This is a genomic window from Bacillus sp. JST-5, assembly GCF_057747715.1.
On sequence record NZ_JBYLHW010000054.1, the window covers coordinates 1 to 17,984 of the forward strand.

At 33.8% G+C, this 17,984-nt stretch carries 21 protein-coding genes; 1 reads left to right on the forward strand and 20 read right to left on the reverse strand.

Annotated elements, in window-relative coordinates:
• Positions 1-148: 148 nt before the first annotated feature.
• From ccsB to AC3ASS_RS10770, 10 genes are all read right to left on the reverse strand, one after another.
• Positions 149-1,330: a c-type cytochrome biogenesis protein CcsB gene (gene ccsB / locus AC3ASS_RS10725; protein ID WP_488283522.1), complete on the reverse strand. Its 1,182-nt coding sequence runs from the start codon at positions 1,328-1,330 to the stop codon at positions 149-151.
• Positions 1,323-2,972 (reverse strand): cytochrome c biogenesis protein ResB, encoded by a 1,650-nt coding sequence (gene resB / locus AC3ASS_RS10730; RefSeq protein ID WP_488283523.1) that lies wholly within the window; start codon positions 2,970-2,972, stop codon positions 1,323-1,325. The genes ccsB and resB overlap by 8 nt, the downstream gene beginning before the upstream one ends.
• 16 nt (positions 2,973-2,988) lie before the next feature.
• Positions 2,989-3,516, reverse strand: coding sequence for a thiol-disulfide oxidoreductase ResA (gene resA / locus AC3ASS_RS10735; RefSeq protein ID WP_488283524.1), 528 nt, complete (start codon positions 3,514-3,516; stop codon positions 2,989-2,991).
• A gap of 96 nt (positions 3,517-3,612) precedes the next feature.
• A complete protein-coding gene (locus AC3ASS_RS10740; RefSeq protein ID WP_488283525.1) occupies positions 3,613-4,347 on the reverse strand; it encodes a pseudouridine synthase in 735 nt (244 codons plus the stop codon).
• A 334-nt stretch (positions 4,348-4,681) separates the two neighbouring features.
• Positions 4,682-5,215: a spore maturation protein gene (locus AC3ASS_RS10745; RefSeq protein ID WP_488283526.1), complete on the reverse strand. Its 534-nt coding sequence runs from the start codon at positions 5,213-5,215 to the stop codon at positions 4,682-4,684.
• Positions 5,216-5,809, reverse strand: coding sequence for a nucleoside recognition domain-containing protein (locus AC3ASS_RS10750; RefSeq protein WP_488283527.1), 594 nt, complete (start codon positions 5,807-5,809; stop codon positions 5,216-5,218). It abuts the gene before it with no gap.
• Complete coding sequence (locus tag AC3ASS_RS10755) at positions 5,802-6,956, reverse strand: D-alanyl-D-alanine carboxypeptidase family protein (protein WP_488283528.1); 1,155 nt, start codon at positions 6,954-6,956, stop codon at positions 5,802-5,804. Before AC3ASS_RS10755 ends, AC3ASS_RS10750 begins: the two co-directional genes overlap by 8 nt.
• Before the next feature lie 140 nt (positions 6,957-7,096).
• Complete coding sequence (locus AC3ASS_RS10760; RefSeq protein ID WP_488283529.1) at positions 7,097-7,495, reverse strand: hypothetical protein; 399 nt, start codon at positions 7,493-7,495, stop codon at positions 7,097-7,099.
• A gap of 21 nt (positions 7,496-7,516) precedes the next feature.
• Positions 7,517-8,104 (reverse strand): SMC-Scp complex subunit ScpB, encoded by a 588-nt coding sequence (gene scpB / locus AC3ASS_RS10765; protein ID WP_488283530.1) that lies wholly within the window; start codon positions 8,102-8,104, stop codon positions 7,517-7,519.
• Positions 8,091-8,858 (reverse strand): segregation/condensation protein A, encoded by a 768-nt coding sequence (locus AC3ASS_RS10770; RefSeq protein WP_488283531.1) that lies wholly within the window; start codon positions 8,856-8,858, stop codon positions 8,091-8,093. Before AC3ASS_RS10770 ends, scpB begins: the two co-directional genes overlap by 14 nt.
• A gap of 118 nt (positions 8,859-8,976) precedes the next feature.
• On the opposite strand from AC3ASS_RS10770, the gene AC3ASS_RS10775 reads away from it, so the two are divergent.
• A complete protein-coding gene (locus AC3ASS_RS10775) occupies positions 8,977-9,498 on the forward strand; it encodes a DUF309 domain-containing protein (RefSeq protein WP_488283532.1) in 522 nt (173 codons plus the stop codon).
• Positions 9,499-9,545: 47 nt separating this feature from the next.
• On the opposite strand, the gene AC3ASS_RS10780 is transcribed toward AC3ASS_RS10775, so the two are convergent.
• From AC3ASS_RS10780 to AC3ASS_RS10825, 10 genes are all read right to left on the reverse strand, one after another.
• A complete protein-coding gene (locus AC3ASS_RS10780; RefSeq protein WP_488283533.1) occupies positions 9,546-9,899 on the reverse strand; it encodes a GNAT family N-acetyltransferase in 354 nt (117 codons plus the stop codon).
• A gap of 258 nt (positions 9,900-10,157) precedes the next feature.
• The gene (gene lysA, locus AC3ASS_RS10785) at positions 10,158-11,477 is read right to left on the reverse strand and encodes a diaminopimelate decarboxylase (RefSeq protein ID WP_488283534.1); all 1,320 of its coding nucleotides are present in this window, start codon (positions 11,475-11,477) and stop codon (positions 10,158-10,160) included.
• 112 nt (positions 11,478-11,589) lie between these two features.
• On the reverse strand, positions 11,590-13,053 hold the full coding sequence (locus tag AC3ASS_RS10790; protein WP_488283535.1) for a spore germination protein: 1,464 nt from the start codon (positions 13,051-13,053) through the stop codon (positions 11,590-11,592).
• Complete coding sequence (gene spoVAEA, locus AC3ASS_RS10795) at positions 13,016-13,612, reverse strand: stage V sporulation protein SpoVABEA (RefSeq protein ID WP_488283536.1); 597 nt, start codon at positions 13,610-13,612, stop codon at positions 13,016-13,018. Before spoVAEA ends, AC3ASS_RS10790 begins: the two co-directional genes overlap by 38 nt.
• A 20-nt stretch (positions 13,613-13,632) precedes the next feature.
• Positions 13,633-14,055: a stage V sporulation protein AB gene (locus tag AC3ASS_RS10800; RefSeq protein WP_488283537.1), complete on the reverse strand. Its 423-nt coding sequence runs from the start codon at positions 14,053-14,055 to the stop codon at positions 13,633-13,635.
• On the reverse strand, positions 14,045-14,668 hold the full coding sequence (locus AC3ASS_RS10805) for a stage V sporulation protein AA (protein WP_488283538.1): 624 nt from the start codon (positions 14,666-14,668) through the stop codon (positions 14,045-14,047). The genes AC3ASS_RS10800 and AC3ASS_RS10805 overlap by 11 nt, the downstream gene beginning before the upstream one ends.
• 106 nt (positions 14,669-14,774) lie before the next feature.
• Complete coding sequence (sigF, locus tag AC3ASS_RS10810; protein WP_488283539.1) at positions 14,775-15,530, reverse strand: RNA polymerase sporulation sigma factor SigF; 756 nt, start codon at positions 15,528-15,530, stop codon at positions 14,775-14,777.
• A 12-nt stretch (positions 15,531-15,542) separates the two neighbouring features.
• Positions 15,543-15,983 carry an anti-sigma F factor gene (gene spoIIAB, locus AC3ASS_RS10815; protein ID WP_488283540.1) on the reverse strand — a complete coding sequence of 147 codons (441 nt, stop codon included), beginning with the start codon at positions 15,981-15,983 and terminating at the stop codon, positions 15,543-15,545.
• A gap of 2 nt (positions 15,984-15,985) precedes the next feature.
• Positions 15,986-16,336 (reverse strand): anti-sigma F factor antagonist, encoded by a 351-nt coding sequence (gene spoIIAA / locus AC3ASS_RS10820; RefSeq protein WP_488283541.1) that lies wholly within the window; start codon positions 16,334-16,336, stop codon positions 15,986-15,988.
• 107 nt (positions 16,337-16,443) lie between these two features.
• Positions 16,444-17,610: a D-alanyl-D-alanine carboxypeptidase family protein gene (locus tag AC3ASS_RS10825; RefSeq protein ID WP_488283542.1), complete on the reverse strand. Its 1,167-nt coding sequence runs from the start codon at positions 17,608-17,610 to the stop codon at positions 16,444-16,446.
• Positions 17,611-17,984 lie beyond the last annotated feature (374 nt).

Below are 17,984 nucleotides of genomic sequence, written 5' to 3' on the forward strand. Positions count from 1 at the left end.
TTGCCTTTTTTAGAACTTTTGCGGTTTAGAATTTCCAATTCCTTTGATTTTGGTGCTTGACATATTACCGCAGGACTTTTTACAAAAAGTAAAAAAATCAATCATTTGAAAAAAACCTTCACTAATGACTAGTGAAGGATTATGTTTTTTATGCATAAGAATGGAGCCCAGCGATAACTAAGTTGACAAAAATTAAATTAAACATAATTATAATAAATCCGATGACAGCAAGCCATGCTGATTTCTCACCATGCCATCCTTTTGAAAGACGTAAATGGAGGAAAGCTGCGTAAAATAACCAAGTAATTAATGCCCAAACTTCTTTCGGATCCCATCCCCAAAATCTTGTCCAGGCAATTTGCGCCCAAATCATTGCAAATATTAGTGCTCCTAATGTGAAGACTGGAAATCCAATTAAAACACTTCGATACGTAATTTCATCCACTAAATCTAAATTCATCCGTTTCGTAACAGGTTGAATGACCGCTCCAATTCGTCTTCTGAAAATGAGCCTTAGTAAAATGTATAAAATGGTTCCCACAAAAAATGACCAAATAACCGTATTTAAACGTTGCGCATTAATATAATCTGGCATTTCTACGAACGGTTGTAATTTCCCTTCCGTTAACAATTCACCTTGATGAGGGCCGACTATTGCAGGTAACGTATAAGTTTCTTGAACGTTATTCCCTTCTTTATTAACATAACTAAATTCGGCTTCATAATTCATTCCAGCAAATATTGATGTTACAGCAATAAATCCTATCGTTACGACAACTCCGTAAATAATTGCTTCTAACCAAAACGTTCTTTTGCTTTTTTTCGTCTGGTCAACTGCTTTAATTAAATAAATTAATCCCGTAGCAAAACTGATGGCTAAAATCGCTTGTCCTAATGCAGCTGTTGTTACGTGAATAGACAACCAGTGACTTTGTAAAGCAGGAATAAGCGGTGTAATCTCTCGATTAAACATACTTGCATAGGCGATAATTAATACCGCAATGATTAGAGCAAATATTCCTAAAACAGGAGTTCGGTACATGAAATAAATGACGATAAATGCCCCAACGAGCATCATCCCAAAGAATGTTGTGAATTCAAACATGTTACTTACTGGTGCATGTCCTGCTGCAATCCAACGAGTAAAAAAGTATCCAAGTTGTGAAAGAAAACCGATGATGGTTATCGTAATGGCTATTTTACTAGCAATATGTTTTCTTTCTTTCGTAACAATTCCTTTCTTTTGTCGAATGGATCCGGCAAAGAAAACAATCGCGAGTAAATATAAAATGAATGATGCAAACAATAAATTACTACTTAATTCAGCCAACCGAATTCACTCCTTTCTCAGAGCTACCTTGCTCCTCACTATTTAATTGATCTTTAGGTAATGGTAAATCTGTATCTTTAAAAATCGCTTCTATTTCTCTTTTTAATCCATACCAATTTTTATTTGTATGTGCAGCAACCATTAGTTCACCATTGATTTGTTGGATCCAAATTCTTCGATGGTTCCAATAAGATCCTTGAATGACACCGATCATAAAAATAATCCCACCTATACCAATGATCCATAACGTATGATCTTTTCTAACCGTTAAGGCAGAATGATATTGCATTTCTAGATTTTGAAACGTCATTTTATAGTCGTTCTCACCTAAAGGTTCGACAGTTTCTTGAATCGCGACTACACTGGTTTCACCTTCAGGTTTATCAGGGGTAATCATTTTAAATATAAACGCAGGATTATTTGGATATAATGATTTTGTCATCGGTTCGCCTTTATCATTAAATGTTAAGTCTGGAAAATATCGAATGATTTGCACAGAATATCCATTTCCAAGATCATATTTTTCTTTAGGATTGTTTAAATCAATCTCTATTTTTCCAAACTCTTCTTTAGATTCTTTATGCGTTAATGCAAACGTCATTTTTTTCATTTGTGTGCGGTAATCTACTTGATAAAGAGCATAGTCATCGAATTTTAATGGTTTATTCACTTGAATTTTAAATTCTTTTATTTTTTCTAGCTCCGGTTCTGCACCAGGTACTGGTTCTTTTGTTTGTTTATATAAAACAACATTTGTTTGATAGTTTTTCACTATATTTCCGGCCTTTTCTAATGCCTCTTGAAAAACTTCTTTATCTTTTTCTTTATCATAAAATTCTAGGATGAAATCTTCATTTTTCAAGTAATATTGATTATCAGTCCCAGGGATAGGCTTCGTTTCACCTTCCGTAATCCATAAAACTTTATCAACATACATTCCTGGAACAAAACGCAACATTGCACCGAATAAAAAGATTATAAGTCCAATATGATTCACGTAAGGGCCCCAACGAGAAAACCTACCCTTTTCTGCTAAAATGTTCCCATTTTCAATCCGAACATTGTAATGTTTTTTTTCTAGTTTTTCTTTGAGGAAAGAAATTTCTTGTTCACTTAGCTTTTTTGTTTGAGAAGCGTAAAGTCTTTGTCTTTTTAAAAATCCGCTATGTCTTGTTACTCTTTGTTTTTTTAATGCTTTATATAATGGTATTACACGGTCAAGACTACAGATTACTAAGGATACACCAATGGATGCCACTAATAATAAATACCACCATTGACTATATAAATTATGAAAACCTAAACGATAATATAGTTCGCCAAACCATCCGTATTGATCGCGGTAATGTTGAATGGCCGGTATTGTTTTAGGAATATACATTTCTTGTGGTAGGATGGTTCCTATAGCTGATGCAATAAGCGTAATAACGATTAATACAACACCGACTTTTACCGAAGAAAAGAAATTCCAAATTTTATCAACAATCGTTTTATTATACGTTTGAGATCTTCTTGCACTACCTTCATAGCGCATATCTAGTAATTTCTTCGACTCATTTTCTATTAATACTTTTCCACAAGATTCACATATAACTGTACCTAGTGGATTCACATGACCACATTCGCATTTAACATCTTTCATAAAAATCTCCTACTTCTTATGGTTTTATCATTTCCATAAACTCTTTCACCAATTTTTCATCCATCGGTCCAGTGTAATATTTCATTATCTTCCCTTCTGGATTTATTAAAAAAGTCGCCGGTAAAGGATTAATCCGATAAGCATGCTGAACATCACCTTTTTTGTCAACTACAATTGGAAAACTTAGTTGATATTGTTCGGCAAACTGTTTAATAGCTAAATCCGTTTCACCGACATTTATAGCGATCACTTCAACACCTAGATTTTTAAATTGTTTGTATTGGTTATTGATATATGGCATTTCATCTTTACAAGGTTCGCAATATGTACCCCAAAAATTTAAAAATACACCTTTTCCTTTATAATCGGAAAGTTTATATTCTTTCCCATCCAAATCTTTTAATACAAAATTAGGGGCATCTTCTCCTACTCTGGCAGCTTCTCTCTCATCTTTCGTAAAATTTGCGTATAAAGTATAACCAATGATTACAATTAAAAGGGCTAATATAGCGGTTCTCATAATTAACCGTTGTTTCTTTTTCATTTGCTAAACATCCCCCAAAAAGACAGCATTCAAATACATTATACCATGTTCATATTTTTCGACCGTTAAATATTTTGAAGGTTATGTGACAGTTCATTAAAGGATTGTCCCTTTTTTTGCAAGCTCACGTAAATGTTTAACTTCATGAGGGGTTAACTCTCTACTTTCCCCTGCATTTAAGCCGTTTAACGTTAAAAATGCATACTTTTCTCTTTTAAGCTTTAAAACTTTATGACCAATTTTCTCAAACATTCGGCGAACTTGACGGTTCCTACCTTCATGAATAGTGATCTCAACAATAGATGTATTCTTTCTTCTATCACCTGAAAGAAATTTAACTTTTGCAGGTGCTGTTATTCCATCCTCTAACTCAATTCCTCTTTCTAACTGTTTTAATAAAGAGCGTGGGGGAATCCCTTCTAATTTTGCTACATACGTTTTATCAATTTTATGTTTAGGATGCATCAGTAAATGGGCAAATTCACCATCATTTGTTAATAGTAATAATCCAGACGTATCATAATCTAATCTTCCTACAGGAAATATACGTTGTGAAACGTGCGGAAAATAATCTATAACTGTTTTTCGACCTTTATCATCTTTTACGGTAGAGAGTACACCTCTAGGTTTATAAAATAAAAAATAAACCGGTTCTTCCTTTTCCACAGGAATCCCATCAACTTCTATATGATCTTCTTGCGGATTAACTTTCGTACCTAATTCACGAACAATTTTCCCATTCACTTTCACGCGTCCTTCAACAATTAATTGTTCAGCTTTTCTTCTAGACGCTATACCTGCTTGAGAAATGACTTTTTGTAGTCTTTCCATGGTATCCTCCTCACATTGATGTAAAACTATTCCTTCATGAATTATGACATAAAAAAGGGGCGAAAACAAAACATTAATGTTTATTCTTTACTTGATGATGACTATTTGTTTAAATGATCTTTCATATCGTTATTATTGTTATGAATGATTGACACTAATAAATAGACGACAACTCGTCAAATCTAATTGTTCTTCTTTCAAAAGGTCTGAACAAACTACCTCTATGAAAATGGACGTCGAAAAGTTGTATAAAAAAAGAATCATCATTTCCTCATATGGAAAATGATGATTAAACATTGAAACTATTAATATTTTACACCAATAAACAATTCCATTATGATCCAAATAGAATCGTTACAATGACAATGCTTGCAACAATTCCAACTAAATCTGCAAGCAAACCTACCTTTAAAGCATCCCCCATTTTCTTAATTCCAACCGCACCAAAATAAACTGTTAATATATATAATGTTGTATCTGTACTCCCCTGCATAACTGATGCTAATCTTCCAATGAAGGAATCCGGTCCATAAGTGGCGATTAAATCGCTTGTAATCCCTAGCGCAGCTGTCCCAGAGATTGGGCGAATTAATGCTAACGGTACAATTTCAGCCGGAATTCCTATCCATTGAAGAACCGGTTTCAATAAATGAACAAAAAAATCAAGGGCACCAGATGCTCTAAATACTTGAATGGCCACTAACATTCCTACCAAGAAAGGAATAATGGAAACGGCAATTTTAATCCCCTCTTTTCCACCTTCGACAAAACTTTCATAAGTAGAAACCTTTTTCCACGTACCATACAAAAGGATGAAACCAATCAGAATGGGTATTAGCCATAAAGATATGGTAGAAAATAGGGCCATTTATTTCCCTCCGATTCTATTTCTTCGATAATAAAAATATCGATCAATGAAAATTGCACCTAATGTTGAACAAATGGTAGCAAAAAGTGTTGGTGCTACTATTTCAGTTGGAGATGCCGAATGGTAAGTCATTCGAATAGCAATAACCGTCGTTGGAATGATCGTTAAACTTGACGTATTGATAGCTAAAAAAGTAATCATCGATCGTGATGCCGAATCTTTTCCTCCATTAAGTAATTTTAATTGTTCCATTGCTTTAATTCCTAATGGTGTTGCGGCATTACCTAAGCCAAATAGATTTGCAATCATATTGGATAAAATATATCCCATTGCAGGATGATTTTCCGGTACTTCTGGAAATAATCTTTTAACAAGAGGTTTAAAAATTGATGTAAGTTTTTTTAGCAAACCTGCATCTTGTGCAATTCTCATTATTCCTAACCAAAAAACTAAAACGCTAATAAAAGCAATACATAGAGTAACCGCTTCTTTCGCACCTTCAAAAATTGCTTCATTAACCTTTTCCATCGTTCCATTAATCATTGCAAAAATTATACCAACAATCGTCATTGCAACCCATATTATATTAATCATGACTTTTAACACCCATTATCGCTAAAAATAATTCAGAAAATTTATCGAAAAGAGATGAAGGACGTACCTCATGTTCAAAATATACCGGCAATTGCTGAATCGGATATTCATTTAAATAAATAACTACTTTTCCTACGATATCAGGAACTTCTCGATCATTTTTGCGCCATTTTTTTTTCGGTTTTATCAAATCAAAATGAACTTTGATTTGCTCAGTTTCTTTTTTTGTTAGCGGATATATAACATCCCTTTTGATATATACTTTATTTTTGTAAGCAGGGTCTTTAATTGATTCGATTTCACCTTCAGACAATATTTTTATGTAATCATATTGTGAAAATGCTGTTTCATACATAGCGATATGATCATTCCAGTCATCTGGTCCATTCAATGTTACAGCTATAAGTTCCATGCCATTTTTTGATGCAGTTGTTACAAGAGTACGCTTAGCTTTTTTCGTATACCCTGTTTTTCCACCTGTACAATATTGATAAAGTTCTGTTAATAATCGATTTTTGTTTTTCCAAGTACGGTACCACGACCCATCCGGACTTTTCGCACGATGTATTTTTGTGCCACTAATTTTTCGATATGTTTCATTTCGCATCGCATATTTCGTTAATAGCGCCATATCATAAGCCGTTGAATAATGATCTTCATGGTCATCTAATCCATGGGGATTGGAAAAATGAGTATTTTTCATTCCAATTTGCTCAGCTTTTTCATTCATTAAAAAAACAAACCCTTCTAAACTTCCACCCACATGTTCTGCTATTGCTACAGCTGCATCATTGCCGGATCGAAGCATGAGTCCATAGACTAAGTCTTCTAGTTTTATTTTTTCTCCTTTTGTTAAATATATGGAAGACCCTTCTACACCTACTGCATGATTACTAACAGTTACGATCTCATCTAACTTTCCTGATTCAATAGCAATAATAGCAGTCATTATTTTTGTAATGCTCGCAATTTTTCTTTTCTCATGGGCATTTTTTTCAAATAGAATACGTCCTGTTAACTGATCCATTAATATCGCATTTCTGGCACTCACTTGAACATTTGCTTGTACGATATGAATAGGAATGATTGTCAAGATAATGGTTGAGACAATGAGGAAAGCGATAAATCTCATGAAGTTTCGTTTCATAAATTTTTACCTCGTCTCCCTTATAAGTTTTGTACAAGTTTATGCGGACATGCTCAAGATATGATCAAAAAATTGAATAAGCTCCTGTTTTTGAGCAAAAAAAACTGTACAAAAGGAGAAAATTCTCCTTGTACAGCTTTTTACCTTTTGATTACGTCGTTTAAAACTAAATGTCCTTCCGAAAAGGAAATTAACCATTCATGGATTTTTTCTATTGGTAAATCTTTAAATATAGCAGAAAATTCATTTTCATCGTTGATGTAAACTCTCTTTTCATTTGGATCTTGTTTTTTCATAAAATATAGAAATGCAACAATATCTTTTAAATCATAGGAATGTTCTTGATGTTGAAACACAGGATTTGTTTGAAATGGTGTGAATTGATTTAAGTTTTCTTCAAAATACCGTAAATACAAGACGGATAGCTTTTTCTCTTTCCCCTTATATTCATAGATGATTTCGCTACGATTAAAGTAATCTTCAAAAGAGTTTTTTACTTCTTTTTCAAGCTCATACCCTTTCATTTCTAAAACTTTCAACACACCCACCCCTTTTTTCTTTTATTCAACATCCAATTCTTTCATTTTATGAAAAAATAAATCAGCCTCATCTTGTTCAAAGTCTTCATCCCCTGGTTCAGGAAGAGGAGGAAGTTCATTTAAATCTTTGAGACCGAAATAATCTAAAAATTCTTTCGTCGTACCATAAAGATACGCTCTTCCGGTTCCTTCCACACGTCCAACTTCTTCAATCAGTCCTTTCGCCATCAATGTTTGTAATGGACGTTCGGTCTTAACACCACGAATATTCTCAATTTCCGCTCTAGTAATTGGTTGTTTATAAGCGACTATAGCTAATGTTTCAAGAGCGGCTTGAGACAAGGTAGAATTCCCTGGAGATTCTACTAATCTTTTTAAATAAATTGCATGCTCCTTTTTTGTTGCTAATTGATAGGTCCCTGCTAATTCGATTAATAGTATTCCACGATCCCTATTCGTCTCGTATTCTTCTTTTAATGATTGTATGACTTCTAATGCCTTCGTTTCATCAATTTCCATTACTTGTGTGATTTGCTTTAACGTTAAACCTTCATCTCCGGCAGCAAATAATAAACTTTCTAGAATTCCTTTCCAATTAACGAACACCAACTGCTTCGACTCCTTCTTTTAAGCTTATCCATATATCTCCAAAGTTGTCTTCTTGTTTAACAAAAATGTCATTTCTTTTCATAAGCTCTAAAATGGCCAAAAATGTAACGACAATGTGAGAGCGAATAGGTTTTGGGAAAAGATGATAAAAGTTGATTTCGCCATTTGTATTTTTTAATTCATTTAAAATTTCTTCCATTCTAGTTTCAATTGAAATTACTTGGCGAGCAATCTTTGTATTCAACGGTTTTTGTAATTTCTTTCTTCTTAATAATTTATGAAATGCTCCCAACATATCATAGATTGTTACATTTAAATCAAGTCGTTCAGACTTTATTTCTTCCGCATATTCTGATAAATCGCTTGGTGGTTTCGTAAAATAAAGAGAACGATCTTGTTCTTTTTCTTTTAACTCATTGGCTGCTTCTTTATATCTACGATATTCTAACAATCTTTCAACAAGCTCTTCCCGAGGATCTTCTTCATATTCATCTATTAATTCTTCATCTAGTAATTCATCCTCGTGTTTTGGTAGAAGCATTTTACTTTTGATAGCTAATAAAGTAGCTGCCATTACTAAATATTCGCTTGCGACGTCAAGTTGAAGTTCTTGCATCGTATGAATATACATCATATACTGTTCTGTAATTTCCGTCATCGGTATATCATAAATATCGATTTCTAATTTATTAATTAAATGTAGCAATAAATCTAGTGGTCCTTCAAATACATCCACTTTCACATTATATTCCATCATATGCGCACCTTTGCCTATAGATTAATCATTCGATAAACTATAAATAAGTATAGACGATTCCCTTTAGTAGTCAAATAGGGAAAAACATAGAAATGTCAAGAGTGGAGAGAAAAATATGTACCCGAAAGAATATATTGAATACTTAGTTCAATTTCATTGTACAAGAGACTACTTTGAGTGTCACGAAATATTAGAAGAATATTGGAAAGGAAAAGGAAACAAACACCCATTGTGGGAAGGTCTAATCCAGTTAGCCGTTGGATTTTATCATTATCGTAGAAACAATTGGAATGGTGCAATAAAAATGATTTGCAACTGTGAAGCTATTTTCAAAAAAGAGAGGCATTTAATTCCGACCCTTGGATTAAATGACGAAAAGTTTTTCAACATTTTAGAACAAGCCAAAAAAAAGATAGAACAGAAAATTCCATATGAAAGCATTGAACTACCCATTAATGATTTAAAATTACTAAATACTGTGAAAAACATATGTATACAAAACCAGTTAACTTGGAATCGAAAAAGCGACTTAACAAACCAATATTTAATCCATAAACATAAATTAAGAGATCGTAGTGAAGTCATTGAAGCAAGGAATCATGCGATACAAAAGAAAAAAAGATTGAAAGAAAAGTAATAGCACATCTATGGTTCATCTCATAGATGTGCTTTTTTAGTCTTCTTTTAATCATCAGATAAGTCACAACGGTCAACAAATGCAGAAGTATATTCATTAGGTTTAATAGATACATTCGGAAATAAATCTTTTAAAGCTTTAATCATACTTTTTCCAATTCCTTGATGACGATGAGACGGATTTACAGAAATATGTTGAATTTCAATATGTTGATCATATTCCTTTACGCCAATTAATCCAATAATATCCTCTCCGTCTTTCCACAAAAATAAATGCCAGTTATCTTCTGTTTCATAACTTTTAATCGTTTGCTGAAGTTTTTTTAAATCTTTTTCATTTGGCATAAAAGAAAGCAAACCCATTGCAATCTTTTCCGAAGATTTTTTATATCGAATTAACATAAATACCCCTCATTATTTAATTTACCATATTTATTAGTATTTCCAAGATTTAGATAGAACATTCCTAATATTTATTGAACGATATAGAACCAATAATAGATTCCCCATGCAATAGCAACAATGGCAAAAATCGAAAATAGGATAATGTTTTGTTTCCGCATCTTTCATGCACGCCTTCCAAAGTTTTCAATTAATGTTTCTATTAAAGGACATGACTATTTTACTATAAGTCTACTAATTTTTCTATATGACCAGTATTTATTTTATGACGGATTCGTGTAAATGCAAGTCCAGTTTAATTAAATCTTCATAAGTTTCTCTTTTGATGGCAAGTCTTGGAACTCCATTTTCAACGAAGACTACTGCAGGTCTTGGGATTCTATTGTAATTGTTTGCCATTGAATATCCGTATGCACCCGTACAAAAAACAGCTAAAATATCATTGGAAAAACACTTCGGTAAAGGCAAGTCCCAAATTAACATATCACCAGACTCACAACATTTACCTGCAATGGAGACAGTTTCTTCATGTTCTTCCAGCGGTTTATGTGCCAGAACAGCTTCATATTTCGCTTGATATAATGCGGGACGAATATTATCGCTCATCCCTCCATCTACCGCTAAATATGAACGTACATTCGGTACATCTTTCCTCGAACCGATCGTGTATAACGTTGTTCCAGCATCCCCAACTAAAGAACGTCCGGGTTCTATCCAAATTTCTGGTAATGATAGATCTTTTTCCGATACATATTGTTGAATAAATTTCACGATTTCATATACAAATTGTTCCGGCGGAATCGGTTCATCTTCTTCTGTATAACGTATCCCGAATCCACCACCTAAATTTAAAACCGTTGGCTCAAATCCATATTCACTTTTCCAATTTGCCATTTTATCAATAATCTTTTTAGCAGCTAAAATAAAACCTGTCGTGTCAAATATTTGTGAACCTATATGACAATGCAAACCTAGAACATTCAGTTTATTATAAGATTTTGCTAATTGTAATGCTTTATCGGCTTGACCGTTTTGTAAATCAAATCCGAATTTAGAGTCTTCTTGTCCAGTTAATATATAATCATGAGTATGAGCTTCAATACCAGGCGTTACCCTGAGTAAAATATTTGTTTTCTTGTTTAATTCTTTACACAATTGATGTAATGTTTCTAATTCGTAAAAGTTATCCACTACAAAACAGCCAATATTATAGGTCAGAGCCATTTTAATTTCTTCCCGGCTTTTGTTATTGCCATGAAAATGTATTCGATTAGGAGGAAAACCGGCTTTTATAGCAGTATATAATTCTCCACCAGAAACTACATCTAAAGAAAGACCTTCTTCATTAATCAATTCAATCATAGCAATAGATGAAAATGCTTTACTTGCATAAGCTACTTGAAATGGGACTCCTAGTTGTTGAAACGTTTGTTTAAATGCTCTTGCTCTCTCACGAATGAGTGCAACATCATATACATATAGAGGTGTACCAAACTCCTTGGCTAATTGTATCGTATCGCAACCACCTATCGATAAATGACCTTCACTATTAATTGCCATTGTCCCATAAAAATGCATGCCATCAACACCCCTTATATAGAAAAAGAGAAGAAAGGCAATTTGCCATTTCTTCTATACCATTCGATAAAAATAACTTTATCATATTCATAAACTCTCGGCAATGGAACTTTTATGTTGGTTGTTTTTTACGATTTAATGGCTGTACGATGCTTGGTCTGATTTTAGAACCTGGTACGGATCTACGAATAAGAATTTGCATAAAGGCTTTTGGATGAAATGGAATAAACGGCCACAAATAAGGCGTATTTAATGAACGAATATGCGCTAAATATAAAATATATAGCGTTGAACCAATGACAAAACCGGGTACATGAAAAATGGCTGTTAATATTAATAAAATTAGTCTAGCTATTTTATTGGCGACACTTAATTCATAGCTAGGTGTTGAATATGTTCCAATGGCTGATACCGCTACATATAAAATAACTTCTGGAACAAATAATCCAACTTCAACAGCAATGTCTCCAATTAAAACAGCGGCAATAATCCCCATAGAAGTAGATAGAGGAGTTGGTGTATGGATAGCAGCAATTCGTAAAAATTCAATTCCGATATCGGCTAAAAATATTTGCATGACTAGCGGAACATTGGATTCTTTGTTAGGACCAATATAATCAATCGCGTTTGGTAAAAGTGATTCGTTTAATGCAAATAATAACCAGAGCGGCAATAAAAAAATAGAAGCAAATATCCCTAAATATCTCGTCCAACGAATTAAAGTTCCAACAGCAGCAGACTGACGGTATTCTTCGGCATGTTGTACATGATGAAAATAAGTCGTTGGAGTAATGATTACACTCGGTGAAGTATCAACATAAATAAGAACATGTCCTTCCAACAAATGAGTGGATGCAACATCTGCTCTTTCGGTATAACGTACAAGTGGAAAAGGATTATAACCTTGTTTGACTAAAAATTCTTCAATCGTCTTATCTGCCATTGTGATTCCGTCAATATCAATATTTTTTAATTCTTTTTTGATAATATCTACTAAGTCTGGATTGGCTACATCTTTTAAATATCCAATAGCAATATCAGTTTTCGACCGTTCCCCAACATTTAAGATTTCAAAACGTAACCTTTCATCTCGTATTCTTCTTCGCGTTAATGCTGTATTTACAATAATATTTTCAACAAACCCATCTCGAGATCCACGAACTACTTTCTCCGTATCCGGTTCTTCTGGTTGTCTGCCTGGATAACTTCGCGTATCAACGATGATAGCTTTTTCGTCACCTTCAATAATAATGGCAATAAGACCAGATAACACTTGATCAACCATTTCATCTAAAGTCGAAACCATTTCGACCGATTGGTGAATGATACGATTCTCGATAATTTTTATTACATTCGATGTCAATTTTTCATGATCATTTATGCTTAATAGTTCGTCCATAATATGAATAATAAAATTCGTATCACAAAGACCATTTATGTAGTATAAATGGACATCTTTTTTTAATAATTGAATTTTTCTTAGTCCTAAATCAAAGCTAACGTTCAATCCAACTCGTTCTTCCATATATTGTTCGATTTCATTGAGTTTTTTGGGGATTGGCTTGCTGTTTACCATAGTAGCCGCTCCTTTCTAAAATTAGTTGTATCGCTTTTTTTGTAATTGGTGAACCGTTTTCATAATGATCGATTTTTGACATTTTACCGATATCGCCGATCCCAACTACGATTGGTACATTTAATGAGTCTATAGAATAAACCGTATCTCCATTGATTCTTCCAACTTCAAATTCTTGAATACCGTATTTGTCAACTCCATAGTGAGTGATTTCTCCATACCGGTCGATTGAGACATCAACTTTTGCCCATTCATGATGATTCGTTTTTGATGCTACTGCAAGTATTCCTAAAACTTCGATGGAAGGATGGGTGGCAACATATTTCATCGCTTTTTCCCCAACTCCTTCGCCAATGCATCCACTATCGTCAAACATCACAAATACTGGATCATTGGCGGCTTTATGAATCAATTTGACAATTTCTTCTCCGCTTAAAGGTGTTGGATTTCCATGGGAACTGGAAATACATCTTGCCCCTAGCTCTTTCGCAACTAATTCGACTGCTTTACAGGCATATTCATCGCCATCCGTTATGAGTATAACTTTTCTTTTTTTCATGAATGGGATTTCCTTTCATCCTAAAGATCAACAAAATAAATCCAATGGAATAATGAGCCGGTTATTTTTCCTAATACGATTGCCATAATTAGAATCAACAATTTTCTTTCCATTCCAATGCGTTTTGCAAGGATTGGGAAAACGTTTAATACTTCAGTTAAAGCAGCTGCAAGCATTCCGACAAATACACCGTAAAATGAACCTATAGGAATCATGAATAACATGGACCATTTTAGCGTTGGTTCATATAAGCTTAACCAACATCCAATGAACGCACCTAATATTGTTGCCCATTCATACCATTGGATTAGATTGTATGTTTTTGTCAATTGCATTAATCTTGGGATTATACCGAGTACCGTTAAAAATGCTACATAACCTGCGCCTACTGCTAAACCACCAGCAAAACTTACTAATAAAAGAATAACAACTTTAATGGTCATCGATTTTTTTTAGGCTACTTTCTTTATTTTCATGGAAGATAATGTATTGATCGATGGATTGCTGGTAGTTAAACATTTCTACCTCTAACGGACTCGGTTCTTCATTAATACGTTTTTTAAACAAATGATTAAAAAACAATATCATACCAAGTCCTAATCCGATTGAGTAAGGAATTTGAAAAAGAAGCGGTTTTTCATCCCAAATGCCGGTAATCACTTTAAATAATTTCTGATGAACGATTTGCATACTTACATCTTCATGAAAGTTCATGATTGTTAACGCTGAACCTACAAATAATAGTGTCCAAACTAGAATAAATAAAGGAATCGATAATTTCTTTTTTGTATAAACAACTTCCACAATCGTTTGTTGCGGTCCAATCATTTGAATGTCAACATCTTGAACTCTCTCCGTAATTGCTTTTATGATTCGCATACCATCAAGGACTATCATATTGCGATCTTCTTTTTTTACTTTATGGATGAATAATTGATCTATTTGTGAAAGTAGTGGATCATCTGCAATGATGCGAGCAACATCTTTCACTCGAATTTCTTGATTCGGTTGAACTTGGATTCGGTGATACAACCTTATATAAATCGTCCTTTCCATCTCATCCACATCCTGCATTAAATATTCCTTATATAGGTAGTATGGATTTGAAGATATCATTTCATGAAATCCAATAATTTCTATGGAAAATAAAAAAACCGAATGATTATAATTCCATTCGGTCTTTCATTTGTTTTAATATTTTCTTTTCTAAACGGGAAACCTGTACTTGAGATATTCCTAATCTTGAAGCAACCTCAGATTGTGTTTGATCTTTAAAATATCTTAAATATACAATTAGTCGTTCCCTTTCATTTAATTCTTCAATGGCTTCCTTTAATGCGATTTTATCAAACCATTTTGTTTCATTCTGATCAGCAATTTGATCGAGTAATGTTATCGGATCCCCATCGTTTTCGTACACTGTTTCATGAATGGAGGAAGGTGTTCTTGATGCTTCTTGGGCGAAAATAATTTCCTCCGCTGGAACTTCCATGTATTCACTTAGTTCGTAAACAGTAGGAACCCTTCCTAACTGTTTAGAAAGCTCATCTTTCGCTTTTCGTATTTTATTCCCCATTTCTTTTAACGAACGGCTAACTTTCACCGTTCCATCGTCGCGGATAAATCGTTGAATTTCTCCTATAATCATTGGTACTGCATAGGTAGAGAATTTTACATCGTAGGATAAATCAAATTTATCAACGGATTTTAATAAACCAATACATCCGATTTGGAATAAATCATCAGGTTCATACCCTCGGTTTAAGAATCGTTGAACTACCGACCAAACTAAGCGCATGTTCTTTTCAACAATTAAATCTCGTGCCTCTTGATCCCCTTCTTGGCTGCGTCTAATTAACTCTTTTACTTCATGATCTTTTAAAAACGTATGAGTTTCGTTTTTGACATCCACATCCATAGGCAAGACTCCTTAATTGCATAGCGCTTTACTTTTCGCCAAATATTTTTTCATGTGGACAACGGTACCTTTATTCGGTTCAGATTGTATTGTTACTTCATCCATAAAGTTTTCCATGATTGTAAATCCCATACCGGATCTTTCCAACTCAGGTTTCGTTGTAAATAACGGTTGTCTTGCTTCTTCGATATTAGAAATCCCTACGCCATCATCACGAATGGTTAGCTCTACAAGTCCATCATCAATCGAAACGGAAATGTAGACTAATCCGGAAGGGTCGTTCTCATACCCATGGATAATCGCATTTGTAACAGCCTCTGAAACGACTGTTTTAATTTCAGTTAATTCATCCATCGTCGGGTCTAGCTGTGCAATAAAAGCTGCTACAGTCACTCTAGCAAAGGATTCGTTTTGGCTTAAAGCGCTAAAATGCATATGCATTTCATTTTTCATGTTTACGCAACCCCCAATCTCTTTAATGCAAACGCCTCAGATTGTTCTAATTTAATAATTTTAAACAATCCAGACATTTCAAACAATCTTTTTACATATGGAGAGATTGCGCAAACGACCATTTCACCGTTACGTTGCTTAATCTGTTTATATCTTCCTAAAATAACACCTAAACCTGAACTATCCATAAACGTCAATTGTTCTAAATTTAATACAATATGACGGATTTCGTTCTTCTCAATGGTATCGGATACTTTTGTTCTTAAATTTTCAGCCGTATGATGATCCAGTTCACCTTTTAAACGAATGCATAAAACGTCTTGCTTGATTTCTAAATGAATGTCTAGACTCACTATATACAGCCTCCTTCTATAGTATAGTGAGTCTATTCTATGTCATTCTTTTAAATTCCTTCCCTATGACAAAACTAGTAAAGATTCGATGAAATCCGTCTTATTTTTTATTCATTCAATTTTGTTATCATTCCAAATGAACGTTTAAATAATTGCCACCACGTCGCTAGTTTTATATTCTCTCCGGCAACTAGTTCACTTTCTGAAAGAACTTTCCCGTCTTTTTTAATGACTAATTTTCCAATAACCTCACCTTTTTGAATTGGAGCCTTCAAGTTTTTATGAAAAGTCATTTGCTGTTCTATGTTATTCATTTTCTCTCCTTTTTTAGAGAGAAGTGACACAGGTTCACCAGTGACAACTGAAACTTTTCCTTTATTCCCTTTCGAAACTTTTACTTGAGCAACTTTTTCATTCTTCTTATAAATGGATTTTGTTTGAAATTGACTAAAAGCGTAGTCTAACATTTTAGAAATTTGTGCATTTCTTTCTTTTGTCGTTGGTGCTCCAAATACTACGGCAATCACTCTCATTCCATCTTTAGCTGCTGTAGCAGTTAAGCAGTATTTTGCTTCGCTTGTATAGCCGGTTTTTAATCCATCTACTCCTGGATAAAATTTAACAAGTCTATTTGTATTTACTAGCCAAAATTTTTTGTCACTATTTTCTCTTAAATAAGATTCATATTTTCCGGTGTATTCCGTTATTTTTTCATGTTTCAAAAGTTCTTTTGCCATCATTGCCATATCGTATGCTGTACTATAATGGTCCTCAGCAGGAAGTCCAGTTGCATTTTGAAATTTTGTATTTTTTAATCCTAATTCTTTCGCACGGTCATTCATCATTTTAACAAATGCTTCTTCTGAGCCTGCAATCCGTTCAGCTAATGCAACAGATGCATCGTTTGCAGAGGCGATTGCAATTCCATGAAGTAACTCATCCACCGTCATTGTTTCTCCAGGTTCTAAAAATATTTGCGAACCTCCCATTGATGCCGCATGTTCACTTGTTCTCACTTTTTCATCTAATGATAATTTGCCTTGGTCAATGGCTTCCATAATTAGTAACATCGTCATAATTTTTGTCATACTTGCTGGAGGAAGCTTTTCATGAATATTCTTTTCGTAAAGAACGGTTCCTGTATCACGTTCAATGAGAATGGCAGATTTCGCATTTTCTGCAAGTTGAATACCTTTTTCTTCTGCATAGATAATCGTAGATCCTACGTTCATAAAAAATAGGATTCCCGCCATTATTAAAGCTAGCCTTTTCATACCAAACCCTCCACTAAATTTCAAAATTACGCTCTCATCCCATTTTTTCCATTTGTTTATTTTTTATACTTAGTTTTCCATGTCATAAGTGATAAATTTTAATTTTGTAGGGGAACTTATTTTGAGTTTGGAGAATTTTTCGAAGAAGCTACCTTTATTTAACAAGGACTAATCCTATTTTTTTTCGTGAAATGAACTAGTCTTTTCGAAAACTAGTTATAATAAGAAAAACCGGGCATAGCCCGGTCCTTTTCATGGTTAGAGAATATCCGATAATTTGTACTCTATGCCATGTACCCCTTTATAATACTCAGGATACATTTCACCCCCACATTTTTCACATGCAAACATAGGAGGAGTTGTCGGATCTCCAT

Excerpts from the sequence above, each read along its gene's own strand:
- resB (WP_488283523.1), bottom strand. The coding sequence starts at position 2,972 with ATGAAAGATGTTAAATGCGAATGTGGTCATGTGAATCCACTAGGTACA.
- resA (WP_488283524.1), bottom strand. The coding sequence starts at position 3,516 with ATGAAAAAGAAACAACGGTTAATTATGAGAACCGCTATATTAGCCCTT.
- AC3ASS_RS10740 (WP_488283525.1), bottom strand. The coding sequence starts at position 4,347 with ATGGAAAGACTACAAAAAGTCATTTCTCAAGCAGGTATAGCGTCTAGA.
- AC3ASS_RS10745 (WP_488283526.1), bottom strand. The coding sequence starts at position 5,215 with ATGGCCCTATTTTCTACCATATCTTTATGGCTAATACCCATTCTGATT.
- AC3ASS_RS10750 (WP_488283527.1), bottom strand. The coding sequence starts at position 5,809 with ATGATTAATATAATATGGGTTGCAATGACGATTGTTGGTATAATTTTT.
- AC3ASS_RS10755 (WP_488283528.1), bottom strand. The coding sequence starts at position 6,956 with ATGAAACGAAACTTCATGAGATTTATCGCTTTCCTCATTGTCTCAACC.
- AC3ASS_RS10770 (WP_488283531.1), bottom strand. The coding sequence starts at position 8,858 with ATGGAATATAATGTGAAAGTGGATGTATTTGAAGGACCACTAGATTTA.
- AC3ASS_RS10775 (WP_488283532.1), top strand. The coding sequence starts at position 8,977 with ATGTACCCGAAAGAATATATTGAATACTTAGTTCAATTTCATTGTACA.
- AC3ASS_RS10780 (WP_488283533.1), bottom strand. The coding sequence starts at position 9,899 with ATGTTAATTCGATATAAAAAATCTTCGGAAAAGATTGCAATGGGTTTG.
- lysA (WP_488283534.1), bottom strand. The coding sequence starts at position 11,477 with ATGCATTTTTATGGGACAATGGCAATTAATAGTGAAGGTCATTTATCG.
- AC3ASS_RS10790 (WP_488283535.1), bottom strand. The coding sequence starts at position 13,053 with ATGGTAAACAGCAAGCCAATCCCCAAAAAACTCAATGAAATCGAACAA.
- spoVAEA (WP_488283536.1), bottom strand. The coding sequence starts at position 13,612 with ATGAAAAAAAGAAAAGTTATACTCATAACGGATGGCGATGAATATGCC.
- AC3ASS_RS10800 (WP_488283537.1), bottom strand. The coding sequence starts at position 14,055 with ATGACCATTAAAGTTGTTATTCTTTTATTAGTAAGTTTTGCTGGTGGT.
- AC3ASS_RS10805 (WP_488283538.1), bottom strand. The coding sequence starts at position 14,668 with ATGGAAAGGACGATTTATATAAGGTTGTATCACCGAATCCAAGTTCAA.
- sigF (WP_488283539.1), bottom strand. The coding sequence starts at position 15,530 with ATGGATGTGGATGTCAAAAACGAAACTCATACGTTTTTAAAAGATCAT.
- spoIIAB (WP_488283540.1), bottom strand. The coding sequence starts at position 15,983 with ATGAAAAATGAAATGCATATGCATTTTAGCGCTTTAAGCCAAAACGAA.
- AC3ASS_RS10825 (WP_488283542.1), bottom strand. The coding sequence starts at position 17,610 with ATGAAAAGGCTAGCTTTAATAATGGCGGGAATCCTATTTTTTATGAAC.